Genomic DNA, 16,222 nt, shown 5'->3' with positions numbered 1-16,222 from the left:
AATAACAGTGAAAAAAGGCGGAAGGAGTTATTACATTCATGAAACCATTAGTCGCTGTGATTATGGGAAGTACCTCAGACTGGGCAACGATGAAAGCTGCTTGTCTTGTGTTGGAAGAGTTGAAAATTCCTTATGAAAAACGAGTGATATCAGCACATAGGACCCCTGACTTGATGTTTCGTTTTGCAGAGGAATCACGAACAAAAGGATTGAAGGTTATTATCGCTGGCGCTGGTGGAGCGGCCCATTTACCAGGGATGGTAGCTGCAAAGACAACCTTACCTGTCATTGGTGTTCCAGTTAAAACACGAACGTTAAACGGTATTGATTCACTGTTGTCTATTGTGCAGATGCCAGGGGGAGTTCCTGTAGCAACAACTGCGATTGGCTCAGCAGGTGCTACCAATGCTGGGTTATTAGCTGCAGAAATACTAAGTATTGATGATTTACAGTTAGCAGAAAGAATCCAAGCAAGACGACAATCATTGGAAAAAGCGGTTATGGAAAGTGGGGAACAACTTGAATAAACCTTTAAAAGTAGGAGCAACTATTGGCATTATAGGTGGGGGACAGTTAGGGCGAATGCTAGTCATGAGTGGTAAAAAAATGGGTTTCCAAATGATTGTGTTGGACCCAACGCTCAATAGTCCAGCTGGTCAAGTAGCTGACCGTCAAATTGTGGCAGCCTTTGATCAGATATCTGCTTTAACTGAACTAGCAGAGTTAAGCGATGTGATCACCTATGAATTTGAAAATATTGAAGTGGCCTCCCTAGAAAAGGCCATTCCACTAGAAAAGTTGCCACAAGGAACAGAATTGTTAAAAATTACTCAAAATCGATTGCTTGAAAAAACGTTTCTTCAATCGATTGGCTGTAAGATTGCCCCTTTTGCGGAAGTAAAAAGCCAGAAAGAGCTGCCACAAGCAATAGAAAAGATTGGTTTTCCATGTGTCTTAAAAACTATTCAAGGTGGATACGATGGAAAAGGACAAGTCGTCTTAAAATGCGAAGAGGATTTCTCCCAAGCGACTAAATTATTAGCTAACGCCACTTGTGAATTAGAAAAGTGGGTGCCTTTCACTAAAGAACTTTCAATCATCGTTGCAGGGAATAAGCATGGTTACCAAAGCTTTCCTGTATCTGAAAACATTCATCGAAAGAATATCTTGCATGAATCAATTGTGCCAGCACGAATTTCTGAGAATGTGCAACAAAAAGCAGCGGAATTGGCGCAATACATTGCTGAGGAATTAAATCTATCTGGGGTTTTAGCTATCGAAATGTTTTTAACGGATTCAGAAGAGTTGTACGTCAATGAATTAGCGCCACGGCCTCATAACTCAGGTCATTACTCTATTGAAGCTTGCTCATTTAGTCAATTTGATGCGCATATTCGAGGGATTAGCAATTGGGGCATTGGGTTACCCCAATTACTTCAATCAGTGGTTATGGTGAATCTCTTAGGCGAACACTTAGAAAAAAGCTACCAGTTATGCACGTCAAAACCCACTTGGCAAGTCCATTACTATGGAAAAGCCGAATCAAAAGTTGGCAGAAAAATGGGCCACGTCACCATTACAACACCTTGCTTATCAGAAACGTTAAAGGAAATTGAGACTGTTGGTATTTGGAACGTAACTTAATAAATGCTTGCTCCAAGCAAGTTTTTTATTTTTACATTCGACAAACACGAACGATTATTGTTTTTTTGTAACTAATGTAAGTTTTTGTCTGATGTGAATCAGCTGAGTTAGAAAGAATAGGGTTCATGAAGCTAACGAGAAGAGGGAAAGAATGGAAAAGAAAGCACTTGTGTATACAGGAAAAGCGAAGAAGTTGTATCAAACAGAAAATGCAGCGGTTCTTTTTGTGGAATATCTTGATCAAGCAACAGCTTTAAACGGTCAAAGAAAAGATAAAGTTCTTGGGAAAGGCGCTTTAAATAATCAAATCACTAGTCTAATTTTTGAACATTTACAGCAACAGAAGATTCCCAATCATTTTATCAAAAAAGTATCTGAACACGAACAATTAATTCAGGCTGTAGAAATGATTCCTTTGGAAGTTGTCGTACGTAATTATGCGGCAGGAAGTTTTTCAAAGCGTTTAGCGATTGAAGAGGGCACTAAATTAGTGACGCCCATTATTGAATTTTATTACAAAGAAGATCGTCTGGATGATCCTTTTATTAACGAAGACCATATTCAATTTCTAAAAGTAGCCACTCCTGCTGAAATTGTGGAGATTAAAGCATTGGCTTTACAAATTAATCAGGCGCTCAGTCAACTCTTTCAACGCCTCAATATTTGTTTGATCGATTTTAAAATCGAGATTGGTCGGACGAAGGCCAATCAATTGTTACTGGCAGATGAAATTTCTCCAGACACCTGTCGTCTATGGGATTTAAACACAAACGAACATCTGGATAAAGATGTTTATCGCCGTGAATTAGGAGAAATAGTTCCTGTATATGAAGAAGTTTTACAACGTTTACTAACAGCTAATTGAGGAGGAAGCGCGTATGTATTTTGTCAAAGTCTATGTTACGTATAAAGAATCAATTTTGGATCCCCAAGGTGAAGCGGTTAAGGAAGCAGTCCATCGGCTTGGTTTTACAGAAGTAGCCGAAATCCGTGTCGGTAAGTATTTTGAAATGCACGTCCAGCAGACAGAAGCAATTGAAGAGAAAATTGAACAAATTTGTGATCAACTATTAGCCAATGTAAATATGGAATCCTATCGTTTTGAAATTTTATCTTTGGAGGAAATTTAAATGAAATTGGCAGTGATTGTTTTTCCAGGATCCAATTGTGATGCAGACTTATTGTGGGCTGTCAAAGAGGTGATGGGCGTCGATGCAGAATTTGTCCGACACGATGCCACTTCTTTAGCAAAATTTGATGGCGTGTTATTGCCTGGTGGTTTTTCTTATGGCGATTACTTACGTTGTGGTGCAATTGCTCGGTTTTCGCCAATTATCAATGAGGTGATTCGCTTTGCTACAGAAGGCAAAATGGTTTTTGGCACTTGTAATGGCTTTCAAATTTTAACAGAAATTGGCTTACTTCCTGGCACGTTGCTAAGAAATGATTCGCTTCGTTTTATTTGTAAAAGTGTCCCATTGAAAGTGAATACGCACACAAAGTTTACAAGCGAGTATCCTGAAAATGTTTCGATACATTTACCAGTAGCACATGGCGAAGGGAATTACTATTGTGATGAAAAAACGTTGCAAGAGCTGAAAGAAAAGAACCAAATTGTTTTTACGTATCAAGAAAAGGTGAACGGTAGTCTTGCGAATATTGCTGGTATTTGTAATGAACAGGGCAATGTTCTAGGAATGATGCCTCATCCGGAACGAGCGATGGAAGAATTGTTAGGTTCAACAGATGGACGCAGCTTTTTTGCTTCAATCATTAAAAACTTTGGAAAGGAATTAAGCCAATGATGAATGAACCAACACCAAAAGAAATCAAGGAGACACGGTTGTATGCAGAATGGGGACTAACAGATGAAGAATATCATCAGATTGAGACCATTTTGCAAAGAGAACCTAATTATACAGAAACTGGCTTATTCTCCGTGATGTGGAGTGAACATTGCTCTTACAAAAATTCCAAGCCCGTTTTAAAAAAGTTTCCGACGGAAGGGCCACAAGTGCTTCAAGGCCCTGGTGAAGGAGCTGGGATTGTCGATATTGGTGACGGATTAGCTGTTGTTTTTAAAGCAGAGAGCCATAATCATCCTTCTGCAGTAGAACCTTACGAAGGAGCAGCTACAGGCGTTGGTGGAATTATTCGCGATATTTTCAGTATGGGGGCGCGGCCGATTGCTTTACTGGATTCGTTAAGATTTGGCGAACTGACGGATGCACGAACACGTTATTTGTTTCAAGAAGTTGTGGCGGGGATTAGCGGTTATGGAAATTGTATTGGTATTCCAACCGTTGGCGGCGAAATTGCTTTTGAGCCATGTTATCAAGGAAACCCACTTGTTAATGCTATGTGTGTGGGATTGATTCGTCATGATGAGATTCAAAAAGGCCAAGCAAAAGGCGTCGGAAATAGCATTCTTTACGTAGGTGCGAAAACAGGACGAGATGGAATTCATGGTGCGACCTTTGCTTCAGAAGAATTTAGTGAAGGTGAAGAACAGCAACGATCTGCGGTACAAGTAGGTGATCCGTTTATGGAAAAATTATTATTGGAAGCTTGTCTTGATTTAATCAAAAATCATCAAGATATTTTAATCGGCATCCAAGATATGGGGGCGGCTGGCTTGGTTTCTTCAAGTGCTGAAATGGCATCAAAAGCAGGTTCAGGCTTGATTCTAGAGCTAGATAAAGTTCCGCAGAGAGAGACGCAGATGAGCCCCTATGAAATGCTCTTGTCTGAGTCCCAAGAACGGATGTTAATCTGTGTGGAAAAAGGAGCAGAACAGCAAGTTTGTGAATTGTTTCAAACGTATGACTTAGAAGCGGTAGCGATTGGCTCCGTAACAGATGATGGACAGTATCGTGTCTTTCACGGTGGCAAAATAGTCGCAGATGTACCAGTAGATGCTTTAGCAGAAGAAGCACCTGTTTACCAGAAAGCCTATCAAGAACCAGAACGGATGCGTGCTTTTAAAAAATTAGCGCCCTTCATTCCAGAAATTACGAATAGCACGGAATTATTAAAACGCCTATTGCAACAACCAACGATTGCATCGAAAAAATCAGTTTACGAAACCTATGATAGTCAAGTACAAACGAATACAGTGGTGCAACCAGGAAGTGATGCAGCTGTTTTAAGAGTGCGGGGCACCAATAAAGCCTTAGCGATGACGACAGATTGTAATAGCCGTTATTTGTATTTAAATCCTGAAATTGGTGGGCAAATTGCGGTTGCAGAAGCAGCCCGTAATATTGTAGCAAGTGGAGCACAACCTTTGGCTATCACTGATTGTTTGAATTATGGTTCCCCTGATAAACCAGAAAGTTTTTGGGAATTATGGACGTCGGCGGATGGAATCGCCGCAGCTTGCCGTCAGCTAGGAACGCCCGTGATTTCTGGGAACGTCTCTCTTTACAATGAAACAGATGGTCAAGCCATTTATCCAACGCCAATGATCGGCATGGTGGGAGTAATTGAAGATGTTTCACAAATTACCACACAAGCGTTTAAACAAGTGGATGACTTAATTTATCTCATCGGTGAAACCCACGCAGATTTTAACGGCTCAGAAATTCAAAAAATGCAACTGGGGCGAATTGAAGGGCAATTACGCTCATTTGATTTAAAAGAGGAAAAAGCAAACCAAGAATTAGTTTTAAAAGCAATTCAAGCAGGCCTAGTTGCTAGCGCGCATGATTGCGCTGAAGGCGGCGTTGCCGTTGCTTTAGCCGAGTCGGCTTTTGCCAACGAACTGGGGTTACAGGTGACACTGCCATTAGCAAAAGAATATCTATTTGCGGAGACGCAATCCCGTTTTATTCTTTCAGTTAGTCCCCAGCATCAAGAAGCATTTGAAACACTTATCGGAAGAAAAGCTCAACATATTGGGAAAGTGACTGAAACTGGTTTGATCATTCATGCGTTAGATGATGTGATCAATTGTTCAACAAAAGAAGCCAAAGCCTTATGGGAGGATGCGATTCCATGTCTTATGAAGCAAAAAGCTTAAATGAAGAGTGTGGTATTTTTGGTATTTGGGGTCATCCTGATGCGGCACAAGTGACCTATTTTGGCTTACACAGCTTGCAGCATCGAGGCCAAGAAGGCGCGGGAATTGTGGCGAACAATTCTGGGAAATTAGATGGCCACCGTGATTTAGGTTTATTAGCAGAAGTATTCCAAAAGCAAGAACAACTGAATGCGTTAGAAGGAACGGCGGCTATTGGTCATGTACGCTATGCAACCGCTGGTACGGGTAGCGTGGATAATATTCAGCCATTTTTATTTAAATTTTATGATAGTCAAATTGGGTTAGCACACAATGGCAATTTGACAAATGCCAAGCGTTTACGAAAACAACTAGAAAGAGAAGGCGCTATTTTTCATTCCAATTCAGACACTGAAATTTTAATGCACTTGATTCGAAAAAGCACTGCTGCCTCGTTTCTCGATAAACTAAAAGAGAGCTTGAATTTGGTTAAGGGGGGCTTTGCTTATCTTTTATTAACAGAAACGATGATGATTGCTGCACTAGATCCCAACGGCTTTCGCCCTCTCTCCATCGGACAAATGAACAATGGGGCGTACGTTGTGGCATCCGAAACGTGTGCATTAGAAACAGTTGGGGCTCGCTTTATTCAAGATGTGGCACCTGGTGAAGTAGTCATCATTTCTGATGAAGGCTTGAAAATAGAGGTTTTCACTACGGAAGTCCAACCGGCGATTTGCGCAATGGAATATATTTATTTTGCACGACCAGATTCAAATATTGCTGGAGTTAATGTGCATACAGCTCGTAAAAGGATGGGGAAGAACTTGGCAATCGAAAGTCCAGTCGCAGCTGATATGGTAATTGGGGTACCAAACTCGTCATTGTCTGCAGCTAGCGGCTATGCAGAAGAAGCACAGATACCTTACGAACTAGGTTTAGTAAAAAATCAATATGTCGCTCGAACATTCATCCAGCCGACACAAGAATTAAGAGAACAAGGTGTCCGTATGAAACTATCGGCAGTTCGTGGCGTGGTCAAAGGAAAAAAAGTCATTTTAGTAGATGATTCGATTGTTCGCGGGACCACTATTCGACGCATTATTCATTTATTAAAAGAAGCAGAAGCGCAAGAAGTTCATGTCAGAATTGCTTCACCGCCATTAAAATATCCGTGTTTTTATGGCATTGATATACAGACGAGGGACGAACTAATTGCGGCAAACTATTCAATTGAAGAGATCAAAGAGCAGATTGGCGCAGATTCGCTGGCTTTTTTGAGTGAAGCAGGGCTGATTGATGGGATTCAATTAAATTATGATGCTCCTTATTCTGGGCTGTGTATGGCTTACTTTAATGGAGACTATCCAACGCCTTTGTATGATTATGAAGAACAATATCAAGCATCCTTGAAAAAAGAAACTAGGAGGAATTGACATGGAAAATGCCTATTCAAAAGCTGGCGTAAATGTTGAGGCAGGATACGAAGTAGTGGAACGAATTCAAAAGCATAGCCAAAAGACACAACGGACGGGAACGTTGGGCATGCTTGGTGGTTTTGGTGGTTGTTTTGATTTAAGTAGTTACAAGCTTAAAGAACCAGTTTTGGTATCAGGAACGGATGGCGTAGGCACAAAGTTACTCTTGGCAATTGAAGAACAGAAACACGAGACAATCGGAATTGATTGTGTAGCAATGTGTGTCAATGATGTCGTCGCACAAGGCGCCGAACCGTTATATTTTTTAGATTATTTAGCGTTAGGGACCGTTAATCCAGCTAAAGTTGAAGCAATTGTTGCGGGTGTTGCGGCAGGCTGTTGTGAGGCGAATGCAGCCTTAATTGGGGGCGAAACAGCTGAAATGCCTGATATGTATGAAGCAGATGCTTATGACGTGGCTGGTTTTGCCGTGGGTATTGCTGAGAAAAGTCAACTCTTGACTCCAAGTAACGTAAAAGAAGGCGATTTCTTGATTGGTCTTCCTTCAAGTGGTCTTCATTCTAATGGTTACTCTTTAGTAAGAAATATTTTTTTTAAGAAACATTCGTTTAAAACAACGGACAAGCTTCCAGAATTGGCACCCAAAACGTTAGGGGAAGAATTATTAACACCAACAAAAATTTATGTGAAGGAATTATTGCCATTGTTAAAAGCAGGACTCGTGCATGGGGCTGCGCATATTACTGGCGGCGGGTTTTTAGAAAATCTACCAAGAATGTTTTCTTCCGCATTAGCTGCAGAGATTCAATTAAATAGTTGGCCAGTGCTACCAATTTTTAAATTGATTCAAAAATACGGTGAAATTCCACCTGAAGAAATGTATGAAATTTTCAATATGGGCTTAGGGATGATTTTAGCGGTGAGTCCAGAGCATGTTGAAAAAGTTCAGGAGCTTTTGCCAGAAGCTTTTGAAATTGGTCGTTTGGTACCTAGGAAAACGAAAGCCGTTATTTTTAAGGAAGCCTTATGAAGATAGCTGTTTTTGCATCTGGCAATGGTAGCAATTTTGAGGCGATTGCTGCAGCTTTTTCCCAGAAAAAAATCGCAGGGCAGTTGAGCTTAGTCTTTTGTGATCAGCCTGAAGCCTACGTATTGACCCGTGCCCAAAAACGCAAGATTCCCGTTGTTTGCTTTTCGCCATCTGATTTTTCATCTCGTGAGCAATATGAGGAACAAGTATTGAAACATTTAAAAGAGCATCAGATCGATTTAATCGTGTTAGCTGGTTATTTGAGAATTATCGGCAAGACTTTACTGGAGGCTTATCCAAAGAGAATCGTCAATATTCATCCTTCTCTGTTACCTAGTTTTCCAGGTCTTCACGGAATTGAAGAGGCATTTCATTATGGAGTGAAAATAACAGGAATCACTATCCATTATGTTGACTCTGGGGTTGATACAGGACCGATTATTTTCCAAACAACCACCAAGATTGATACTGAAGATACTTTGGACACATTAACAGAGAAAATTCATGCTCTTGAGCACGAATGGTACCCAAAAATAATTTCACAAATTGTAAAGGAGACAATGAAATGACCAAAAGAGCATTGATTAGCGTTTCAGACAAAACAGGAGTGACAACATTTGCAGCAGGCTTAGTTGCAAATGGCTTTGAAATTATCTCCACTGGGGGAACAAGGACTGTCTTAGAAGAAGCCGGGGTACCGACACTTGCTATTGACGACATCACTGGCTTTCCCGAAATGTTAGATGGCCGTGTCAAAACGTTACATCCGAATATCCATGGCGGACTTTTGGCAAAAAGGGGAAACCAAACGCATCAAAAAGCACTGACTGAACAAGGCATTCAATTTATTGACCTTGTAGTAGTGAATCTTTATCCATTTAAAGAAACAATTTTAAAACCAGCAATCTCTGAAGCAGAAGCAATTGAAATGATTGATATTGGCGGTCCTAGCATGTTACGTTCAGCGGCAAAAAATTATCAAGACGTAACAGCAGTGGTTGATCCTAGTGATTATGAACAGGTATTAAGTGAAATTAGCAGCACTGGAACTAGCCAGTTAGCCACCAGAAAAAGATTAGCAGCAAAAGTCTTTCGTCATACCGCTGCTTATGACGCGCTTATCGCTGACTATTTAACGACGCAAGTGGGTGAAACTGAACCAGAGAAACAGACGCTTACTTATGAACGTAAGCAAACATTGCGCTATGGTGAAAATAGCCATCAACAGGCCACCTTTTATCAATCCGTTGTACCTGTATCATTATCCATTGCTTCCGCTCGACAACTTCATGGCAAAGAACTGTCATATAACAATATTCGAGATGCTGATGCAGCACTCCGGATTGCTAGCGAGTTTACAGAACCTACGGTCGTCGCTGTTAAACATATGAACCCATGTGGAATTGGAACAGGAAAAACGATTTTGGCAGCCTATCGTCAGGCATTTGAAGCAGATCCAGTTTCAATTTTTGGTGGCATTGTTGTTTTGAATCGTCCAGTGGACCAAGCGACTGCGGCTGAAATGCATCAAATCTTTTTAGAGATAATTATTGCGCCTAGTTTTGAGGAAGAAGCTCTGGCATTGTTATCTCAGAAAAAGAATCTTCGTTTGTTAACGTTAGATTTTCATGCTCAAGAAAAAAAAGCGGTGGAATTAGTTTCTGTTATGGGCGGGTTATTAATTCAAGAACAAGATACAGTTGTTGAAAATGACCAAGCATGGCAAGTTGTTACAGAGCGCCAACCCACACCAGCCGAAAGAGACGCATTGAACTTTGCTTGGAAAGCAGTCAAGCATGTAAAATCAAACGCTATTGTTTTAGCCAATGAAAGTCAAACAGTGGGAATTGGCGCTGGTCAAATGAATCGAATTGGGTCAGTAAAAATTGCAGTTGATCAAGCCCAAGCAGCTGGAAAATTACAAGGGGCCGTCTTAGCAAGTGATGCCTTTTTCCCCATGGCAGATAGTGTGGAATACGCTGCACAACATGGTATTCAAGCAATTATTCAGCCAGGCGGGAGCATTAAAGACCAAGCATCAATCGATCTAGCGAATCATTATGGCATTGCGATGATTTTTACTGGGACTCGTCATTTCAAACATTAATTTTTAAAGGAGAAACCGATGAATATATTAGTGATTGGGCGTGGTGGTCGTGAACATGCAATCGCCAAAAAATTACAGCAAGAAGACAAAGTCAAGACTGTTTATTGTGCACCAGGTAATCCTGGTATGAGTGGTGATAATATTCGGACTGTACCTATCAGTGAAGAGCAACAAACGGAACTAATTCAATTTGCGAAGGATAATCAGATTGATTGGACATTTGTCGGACCAGAAACGCCATTAATTGAAGGGATTGTAGATGCCTTTCAAGCAGCGGGATTACTGATTTTTGGCCCGACAAAAGCAGCTGCAATAATTGAAGGTTCAAAAAGTTTTGCGAAAGATTTTATGCAAAAATACCAGATTCCAACGGCGGAATATCGGGTCTTTCGACGTTTGGCACCTGCCTTAGAATATATTGAAAAGCAAGGAGTACCAATTGTTATTAAGGCAGATGGTTTGGCAGCTGGAAAAGGAGTAGTAGTTGCCGAAACAAAAGCAGCCGCAAAACGGGCGCTAGTTGCGATGATGGAGGACCAACAATTTGGAGCAAGCGGTCAAACGGTCGTAATCGAAGAATTTTTGCAAGGAGAAGAATTTTCCTTAATGGCTTTTGTTTCTAATGAGAAGGTATATCCGATGGTGATTGCTCAAGATCATAAGCGGATTTTCGATGGGGATGCTGGTCCGAATACAGGGGGGATGGGTGCTTACACACCAGTGCCTCAGATCCCAGAAGAAGCGGTTCAGCAAGCCATTAGCCAAGTCCTGAAACCGACTGCTAAAGGAATGGTGGCTGAAAAACGTCCGTTTCAAGGGATTTTATATGCTGGTTTAATCCAAACAGAAACTGGCCCCAAGGTTATTGAATTTAATGCTCGATTTGGGGATCCAGAAACACAAGTTGTGTTGGCACGTTTAGAGAGTCCCCTTTCAGAAATAATTTCTTCATTGCTGGCGAAAGAGCAACCAACGATTGCATGGAATGAGTTAGCGAGTGTTGGTGTTGTTGTAGCAGCAGAAGGCTATCCTAATCAATACAAGACAAATCTACCATTGCCCGAAATGTCTGGTGAAACCATCCATTATGCAGGGGTAACTCGTTCAGAACAGGCTCTGGTTTCGGCTGGCGGACGAATCTTTTTAGCAGAAGCAACTGCTTCGACTCTTGAAGAAGCCCGCAAAAAAGTTTATCAAACATTGGATAATTACTCATTTCCTGGAATGTACTATCGAAAAGATATAGGTGTGAAAGGCTTGATTTAGGATTTTTAAAAACAGAGGCAAGGACATTTAATCGAATGTTTCCTTGTCTTTTTTTTATTGCAAATTCAGATAGGGAGGCATAAACTGAAAGTATATCTATCATTAAATAGAGGAGAAAACTAAGATAATGAGAAACAAGCAGATTGAAAAAGTTAGTCAACGGTTGTTTATTGTTACAAGTGTCTTGGCAGTCAGTTTACTGTTATTAAGTGCGCTGGTTTATCCTGATTTACCAGCTCATGTGCCCATTCATGTGAATTTTTGGGGCAAGGGTAATTCGTTTGGCCCAAGATCTAGTATATTTATGTGGCCAGTGGTCCTGTTTGGCTTGAGTATTTATCAACGAAGTTATCAATCAGTACAACCATATGGTAGGTGGCTGAAGGTGTTCTTAATCATTGTTAATCTTGGCGCTTTGTTTAGTATCCTGCGTCTATTTATTCATTTGTTGGTTTGAAGGGGTCGAAAGGTGAGAAAATGAGAAAGTTAATTTTAGTTTTTGTGGGTTGTGCCATGGCCTTTTGTTTATGGCCTAATCAAGCGGCGGCTGTAGCTGGTGGCTATGGCGGCGGACGTGTAGAAAGTCCTAGCGGGGGTAATCCCTCGAATGGTTTTTCGCCAGGCGGTGATGGATCAAGAAGTTATGTTCATCATAACGAGACCGGGACCAGCAACACAACGCCACTGGAAGGCTTAATTTCAACAGTGTTTTTTGTTCTTTTTGGGGGCGTGATGATTTGGCAAAGACGCCGTAGAAATCAACCAGTCGATGAAGGCGCTTTTCAAGAAATGTGGGCAGTATTACCTGGAACATCAAAAGAAAAAAAGGCACTCTTAAAAGAAATACAACAAACGTTTTTAGAAATACAACAAGCGTGGGATCAAGAAAACTTGTCTGTAGTCAAAGATAACTATACAGAAAAACTTTATCAAAAACATCTTGCAGTATTACAAGCAAATCAACAAGCGGGCATCAGAAATCATGTAAAAAAAGTGAAAGTAGCGCCAGCTTCGAATTATCATCATATTAGTGAAACCAGTTTTTCACTGATGCTTCATTTTTCTTGTATTGACTACGAGGAAGATATTCAAAGCGGTCTTGTTTTATCGGGATACAAGCATCAAAAACAATATTTTTCACAACTTTGGTATTTTGATTACAATCCATCTCTTGGAAAATGGCAAGCAGACTTCATTCAACCTAAAGGATAGTGCTAAAAAGCGCTTGGGGTTTAAACCCCAAGCGCTTTTTTATTCTTCGATGCGTTTTACAAGCTGTATTTTTTTATTTAATACGTAAATCAGGATACCGCCGACGGTCATTGAAAGAAGTTCACCAAGTCCAACGGTCAACCATGTGTACCAAAAAGGTAACTGATAAAAGAACGTTAAAGGTCCGGCGACAGTGAACATGGACAAAGCAAAAAGAATGGCCGTTAGCATTAGTTTAATCAATAAATTTTGCTGATTTTTTGTCGCAAAATAGGCAATCCATAAGACTGCGCACGTTCCAGCGCTACCGATGACTATATCGATGATACCAAGAGGCGAAGCGGCGTTGGCAATCGCAACCCCTAACGTAATGGACCAGATATATCGCTTGTTAAAAACGCCTAAATAATTAAATAATTCGGCAAGACGAAGCTGTATCGGACCAAAACTAAGCGGAGCGAGAAGTACAGTGACAACGACATACAAAGCGGTAACCAGCGCCATTTTAGCCAAAGCCGTAGCTGACCACGTACTGGTTTGTGGATTTGATGAATGATTCATTTAAGATTCTCCTTTATAAAACAACGACGTGTTTTAGTGATAACCATAACCAAAGGAAGGGCAGTAAAGCCAACTGAAGTGTTATGGTGTGAGTTGCCTCACTGTGTTACATGTTACTGAAGAACAGACACTCTGTAAAGTCTTTTTATTTCATGGTCCAACCACCATCAATGGTCATAACTGTGCCATGGATATAATCAGCGTCATCACTAGCTAGAAATAATGAAAGTTTTGCTACCTCTTGTGGCTGTGCCCAACGGCCCGCAGGTGTTTCACTTGCTACCCAAGTAGCCATTTCACCTTCTCCTGCAAAATCAGCTGCGTTCATGGGTGTTTGGATGGCACCTGGCGCAATCGCATTTGCTCGAATGCCTAATTTGGCATAATCGTAGGAAAGTTGTTTTGTATACCCGATGATTGCGTGTTTGGAGGCAGTGTACGCTGCGCCGCCGCCCCCAGCTACTAAGCTAGCGATAGATGCCATATTAACGATTACTCCTTTTTTTTGTTGGAGGAAATAAGGTAATAGAGCATTGGTCACTAAAAAGACACTTTTTAAATTGGTTGCTAAAATTTGATCCCATAAAGCTTCCGAAGTTTCTAGAGAAGGACGATAATCATCTAAAATACCTGCCGTATTTAATAAAATATCAATTTGGCCGTTGTCTTTCACAATTTGTTTCATCGTGGCTTGCACAAATGAGGGAGAAGACACATCACCGACAAAATAAGTAAATGGCTTAGTAGAATCTGGGTTAACCAGTGCGGCTGTCTGCTTTAACCCCGTTTCGTCTAGGTCGATGCCAATAACTTCAGCACCTTGCTCAGCAAAGGCAATTGCTTGTGCTTGGCCAATCCCTGAAGCTGCACCGGTTACAAGCACCCGTTTTGTTTCAAATTCTTTTGGCATAAGAAAAACTCCTTTAAACATTTAAAAATTAAGGTCTGGAAGAACGAGCAATCGCCGTAATCTGCCAGACCTTATGTGTGTAGTTATGCTTCAACAATCACCCAATCTTCTGCTAAGACATCACAAGGTGTTGGTGAAAACATGCTGTAGCCTTCATCAGAAGTTTTGATTAAAAAATACGGGGTAACTTGTAAAAATTCACCTTCGGAGGTGCCAATTTCATCACGTAATTCAATAAAAAGTTCAAAACCGCTCCAGCCTTTACGTACGGCTTTTTTTCCTGCTTTAATCTGTGGCAATACTTCTTCAAATGTCATTTGCTTGTGCTCCTTTTTCGTTAAATGGTAGTTCGTGATAGCTTGTTGCGCCTTTTTCAATTGTCAACTGGCCGTTAAGTAGATCCGTCATTTCAGCTATAAATGTTTCTGTTGCTTGTTCATCTACTAAACAAATTAACTGAATAGACTCTGTGTAAATAGTTTCTTTAAGCGTGTAGGGACTATGTTCCAAAAAGGCTTGGGCTTTTCCTAATAAAGGATAGGCGATCGTAATCAATAGCTCTTGTTGCAATTTGCCAATGACTAAACCAATTTCATCTAAAGTGTGGGAAAGAGCATGACTATATGCTCGGATTAAACCACCAGTGCCTAATTTTATTCCGCCAAAATAACGAGTGACAACAGCCACTACGTTGATTAACTCTTTTTTCTTTAAGACTTCCAGCATTGGAACACCAGCAGTGCCACTAGGTTCGCCGTCATCGCTACTCCGCTGAATGTCATTTTTTTCGCCGATCACAAAAGCACTACAATTATGATTGGCTTTCCAATGTTCTTTTTTTATTGCGGCGATAAAGGCTTTTGCTTCTTCTTCTGATGTTACGCGCTTTACAGAACAGATAAACCGCGATTTCTTGATTTCAATCTCGCTGAAACCATCTTGTTTGACTGTAATATAGCTTTCTAACATATGGGCATCCTTTTCTCTCGTAATAAAGTCAGTATAAAAAAGAATCAACTGAATAGCAACTTTTTCTCTCATCTTTTTTGTGAGATTTTTGGAAAAAAACGTTATAATAAGGTATGATAGAGAAAAGGGAGGCGCTGGAAAATGGTACATACACGACAGAAAAAATATGATACAATTACTCATTATTTGAAAACGAATGGCGGTTCCCAAGTTACTTTGACTTTTACTCAGTTTGATGAATTGTTATTCCCTCATTCTGGTTTACCAAAAACTGCTAAAACAGATGTCGATTGGTGGGCGAACGATTATAAGCATCCAGAAAAGGGCGCTTATGGTTGGTTGAATGCGAGTTACCAAGTAGTTCAAGTGAATTTGGAAAAAGAATATGTGGTATTTAATAAATTGCTGAAGTCAGCATGGTACGTTTAAACTAGGATTGTATCCGCTTTAAAAAACAAGAATGATTGACAAAAATTAACTTTACACTATAATATTTTTAATAGATAATGTTGAAAATTGAAAAAGGCAATGGTAAAAGGGGCTGTTAAAATGTCAAAAAAAACAATTATGTTAGTTTGCTCCGCAGGAATGAGTACTAGTTTACTTGTTACAAAAATGCAAAAAGCAGCATTTAATCAAGGCTTAGATGCCCATATATTTGCGGCTTCTGCATCGGAAGCAGAAACAAATTTAGAAAATAATCCAGTCGATGTGTTATTGTTAGGTCCACAAGTTCGTTATATGAAGAGTGATTTTGAAAAGCGTCTATCACCAAAAGGTATCCCAACAGATGTCATTAGCATGTCTGATTACGGCTTAATGAACGGGGAAAAAGTGTTGGAACAAGCCTTGGGTTTGTTAGCACAAGCAGATAAAAAAGAGTAAAAACAAGTTGTTTTTTCGAGAATTTTCGAAAAAGCAACTTGTCTTTTTTTATGACTTTAGTTAATTGGAATTGAGCTGAAACAGTCATTCTAGTTTATCAGTTCCATAAATTATAGAGCCGAAATTAGTCCTGTGAGCTAGAGAAAGACAACTGTCTTTAATTTTTTACTTTAATCTAGATACTAAAAAAACATACTTA

At 40.3% G+C, this 16,222-nt stretch carries 19 protein-coding genes; 15 read left to right on the top strand and 4 right to left on the bottom strand.

The window, feature by feature from the left end:
* Positions 1-38: 38 nt before the first annotated feature.
* The 13 genes from purE to IGL32_RS07095 all read left to right on the top strand — a co-directional run bounded on the left by purE (position 39) and on the right by IGL32_RS07095 (position 12,698).
* Positions 39-527: a 5-(carboxyamino)imidazole ribonucleotide mutase gene (gene purE, locus IGL32_RS07155; protein WP_002365766.1), complete on the top strand. Its 489-nt coding sequence runs from the start codon at positions 39-41 to the stop codon at positions 525-527.
* Positions 520-1,644 carry a 5-(carboxyamino)imidazole ribonucleotide synthase gene (purK, locus tag IGL32_RS07150; RefSeq protein WP_002379523.1) on the top strand — a complete coding sequence of 375 codons (1,125 nt, stop codon included), beginning with the start codon at positions 520-522 and terminating at the stop codon, positions 1,642-1,644. Before purE ends, purK begins: the two co-directional genes overlap by 8 nt.
* Positions 1,645-1,795: 151 nt before the next feature.
* Positions 1,796-2,509: a phosphoribosylaminoimidazolesuccinocarboxamide synthase gene (gene purC, locus IGL32_RS07145; RefSeq protein ID WP_010822912.1), complete on the top strand. Its 714-nt coding sequence runs from the start codon at positions 1,796-1,798 to the stop codon at positions 2,507-2,509.
* Between the two features lie 13 nt (positions 2,510-2,522).
* Entirely contained in the window at positions 2,523-2,774 is a 252-nt protein-coding gene (gene purS / locus IGL32_RS07140; RefSeq protein WP_002357271.1) for a phosphoribosylformylglycinamidine synthase subunit PurS, read from the top strand.
* Entirely contained in the window at positions 2,775-3,449 is a 675-nt protein-coding gene (gene purQ / locus IGL32_RS07135) for a phosphoribosylformylglycinamidine synthase subunit PurQ (RefSeq protein ID WP_002357272.1), read from the top strand.
* A complete protein-coding gene (purL, locus tag IGL32_RS07130; RefSeq protein ID WP_002357273.1) occupies positions 3,446-5,665 on the top strand; it encodes a phosphoribosylformylglycinamidine synthase subunit PurL in 2,220 nt (739 codons plus the stop codon). The genes purQ and purL overlap by 4 nt, the downstream gene beginning before the upstream one ends.
* Entirely contained in the window at positions 5,641-7,080 is a 1,440-nt protein-coding gene (purF, locus tag IGL32_RS07125; protein WP_002382407.1) for an amidophosphoribosyltransferase, read from the top strand. Before purL ends, purF begins: the two co-directional genes overlap by 25 nt.
* 1 nt (position 7,081) lies before the next feature.
* Entirely contained in the window at positions 7,082-8,113 is a 1,032-nt protein-coding gene (gene purM, locus IGL32_RS07120) for a phosphoribosylformylglycinamidine cyclo-ligase (protein ID WP_002369275.1), read from the top strand.
* Positions 8,110-8,682 carry a phosphoribosylglycinamide formyltransferase gene (purN, locus tag IGL32_RS07115; RefSeq protein ID WP_002364081.1) on the top strand — a complete coding sequence of 191 codons (573 nt, stop codon included), beginning with the start codon at positions 8,110-8,112 and terminating at the stop codon, positions 8,680-8,682. Before purM ends, purN begins: the two co-directional genes overlap by 4 nt.
* Positions 8,634-10,220 carry a bifunctional phosphoribosylaminoimidazolecarboxamide formyltransferase/IMP cyclohydrolase gene (gene purH, locus IGL32_RS07110; RefSeq protein ID WP_002371047.1) on the top strand — a complete coding sequence of 529 codons (1,587 nt, stop codon included), beginning with the start codon at positions 8,634-8,636 and terminating at the stop codon, positions 10,218-10,220. Before purN ends, purH begins: the two co-directional genes overlap by 49 nt.
* Positions 10,221-10,238: 18 nt before the next feature.
* The gene (gene purD, locus IGL32_RS07105) at positions 10,239-11,486 is read left to right on the top strand and encodes a phosphoribosylamine--glycine ligase (protein WP_002364079.1); all 1,248 of its coding nucleotides are present in this window, start codon (positions 10,239-10,241) and stop codon (positions 11,484-11,486) included.
* A gap of 127 nt (positions 11,487-11,613) precedes the next feature.
* The gene (locus tag IGL32_RS07100; RefSeq protein WP_002364078.1) at positions 11,614-11,943 is read left to right on the top strand and encodes a DUF1648 domain-containing protein; all 330 of its coding nucleotides are present in this window, start codon (positions 11,614-11,616) and stop codon (positions 11,941-11,943) included.
* Positions 11,944-11,963: 20 nt separating this feature from the next.
* Positions 11,964-12,698 (top strand): TIM44-like domain-containing protein, encoded by a 735-nt coding sequence (locus IGL32_RS07095; protein WP_002388142.1) that lies wholly within the window; start codon positions 11,964-11,966, stop codon positions 12,696-12,698.
* A gap of 39 nt (positions 12,699-12,737) precedes the next feature.
* Here IGL32_RS07095 and IGL32_RS07090 read toward each other — a convergent pair whose 3' ends face one another.
* The 4 genes from IGL32_RS07090 to IGL32_RS07075 all read right to left on the bottom strand — a co-directional run bounded on the left by IGL32_RS07090 (position 12,738) and on the right by IGL32_RS07075 (position 15,138).
* Positions 12,738-13,259, bottom strand: a complete 522-nt coding sequence (locus tag IGL32_RS07090; protein WP_002364076.1) for a QueT transporter family protein — start codon at positions 13,257-13,259, stop codon at positions 12,738-12,740.
* A 145-nt stretch (positions 13,260-13,404) separates the two neighbouring features.
* Positions 13,405-14,190, bottom strand: a complete 786-nt coding sequence (locus IGL32_RS07085; RefSeq protein WP_163326346.1) for a 3-oxoacyl-ACP reductase — start codon at positions 14,188-14,190, stop codon at positions 13,405-13,407.
* A 62-nt stretch (positions 14,191-14,252) separates the two neighbouring features.
* On the bottom strand, positions 14,253-14,486 hold the full coding sequence (locus IGL32_RS07080; RefSeq protein WP_002357284.1) for a DUF2829 domain-containing protein: 234 nt from the start codon (positions 14,484-14,486) through the stop codon (positions 14,253-14,255).
* The gene (locus IGL32_RS07075) at positions 14,476-15,138 is read right to left on the bottom strand and encodes a YigZ family protein (RefSeq protein WP_002357285.1); all 663 of its coding nucleotides are present in this window, start codon (positions 15,136-15,138) and stop codon (positions 14,476-14,478) included. Before IGL32_RS07075 ends, IGL32_RS07080 begins: the two co-directional genes overlap by 11 nt.
* Positions 15,139-15,279: 141 nt before the next feature.
* Between IGL32_RS07075 and IGL32_RS07070 the strand changes: the two genes are divergently transcribed.
* Positions 15,280-15,567 (top strand): DUF7662 domain-containing protein, encoded by a 288-nt coding sequence (locus IGL32_RS07070; protein ID WP_002357286.1) that lies wholly within the window; start codon positions 15,280-15,282, stop codon positions 15,565-15,567.
* A 120-nt stretch (positions 15,568-15,687) separates the two neighbouring features.
* Complete coding sequence (locus IGL32_RS07065) at positions 15,688-16,023, top strand: PTS sugar transporter subunit IIB (protein ID WP_002360150.1); 336 nt, start codon at positions 15,688-15,690, stop codon at positions 16,021-16,023.
* The last annotated feature ends 199 nt before the right edge of the window (positions 16,024-16,222 follow it).

The organism is Enterococcus sp. AZ035 (genome assembly GCF_050548325.1).
Classification (GTDB): domain Bacteria; phylum Bacillota; class Bacilli; order Lactobacillales; family Enterococcaceae; genus Enterococcus; species Enterococcus faecalis.
Note: the sequence above shows the minus strand (reverse complement) of the source record. Positions and strands in the feature narration are given on the sequence as shown.

Excerpts from the sequence above, each read along its gene's own strand:
- purE (WP_002365766.1), top strand. The coding sequence starts at position 39 with ATGAAACCATTAGTCGCTGTGATTATGGGAAGTACCTCAGACTGGGCA.
- purC (WP_010822912.1), top strand. The coding sequence starts at position 1,796 with ATGGAAAAGAAAGCACTTGTGTATACAGGAAAAGCGAAGAAGTTGTAT.
- purS (WP_002357271.1), top strand. The coding sequence starts at position 2,523 with ATGTATTTTGTCAAAGTCTATGTTACGTATAAAGAATCAATTTTGGAT.
- purQ (WP_002357272.1), top strand. The coding sequence starts at position 2,775 with ATGAAATTGGCAGTGATTGTTTTTCCAGGATCCAATTGTGATGCAGAC.
- purL (WP_002357273.1), top strand. The coding sequence starts at position 3,446 with ATGATGAATGAACCAACACCAAAAGAAATCAAGGAGACACGGTTGTAT.
- purF (WP_002382407.1), top strand. The coding sequence starts at position 5,641 with ATGTCTTATGAAGCAAAAAGCTTAAATGAAGAGTGTGGTATTTTTGGT.
- purM (WP_002369275.1), top strand. The coding sequence starts at position 7,082 with ATGGAAAATGCCTATTCAAAAGCTGGCGTAAATGTTGAGGCAGGATAC.
- purN (WP_002364081.1), top strand. The coding sequence starts at position 8,110 with ATGAAGATAGCTGTTTTTGCATCTGGCAATGGTAGCAATTTTGAGGCG.
- purH (WP_002371047.1), top strand. The coding sequence starts at position 8,634 with ATGGTACCCAAAAATAATTTCACAAATTGTAAAGGAGACAATGAAATG.
- purD (WP_002364079.1), top strand. The coding sequence starts at position 10,239 with ATGAATATATTAGTGATTGGGCGTGGTGGTCGTGAACATGCAATCGCC.
- IGL32_RS07100 (WP_002364078.1), top strand. The coding sequence starts at position 11,614 with ATGAGAAACAAGCAGATTGAAAAAGTTAGTCAACGGTTGTTTATTGTT.
- IGL32_RS07095 (WP_002388142.1), top strand. The coding sequence starts at position 11,964 with ATGAGAAAGTTAATTTTAGTTTTTGTGGGTTGTGCCATGGCCTTTTGT.
- IGL32_RS07090 (WP_002364076.1), bottom strand. The coding sequence starts at position 13,259 with ATGAATCATTCATCAAATCCACAAACCAGTACGTGGTCAGCTACGGCT.
- IGL32_RS07085 (WP_163326346.1), bottom strand. The coding sequence starts at position 14,190 with ATGTTTAAAGGAGTTTTTCTTATGCCAAAAGAATTTGAAACAAAACGG.
- IGL32_RS07080 (WP_002357284.1), bottom strand. The coding sequence starts at position 14,486 with ATGACATTTGAAGAAGTATTGCCACAGATTAAAGCAGGAAAAAAAGCC.
- IGL32_RS07075 (WP_002357285.1), bottom strand. The coding sequence starts at position 15,138 with ATGTTAGAAAGCTATATTACAGTCAAACAAGATGGTTTCAGCGAGATT.
- IGL32_RS07070 (WP_002357286.1), top strand. The coding sequence starts at position 15,280 with ATGGTACATACACGACAGAAAAAATATGATACAATTACTCATTATTTG.
- IGL32_RS07065 (WP_002360150.1), top strand. The coding sequence starts at position 15,688 with ATGTCAAAAAAAACAATTATGTTAGTTTGCTCCGCAGGAATGAGTACT.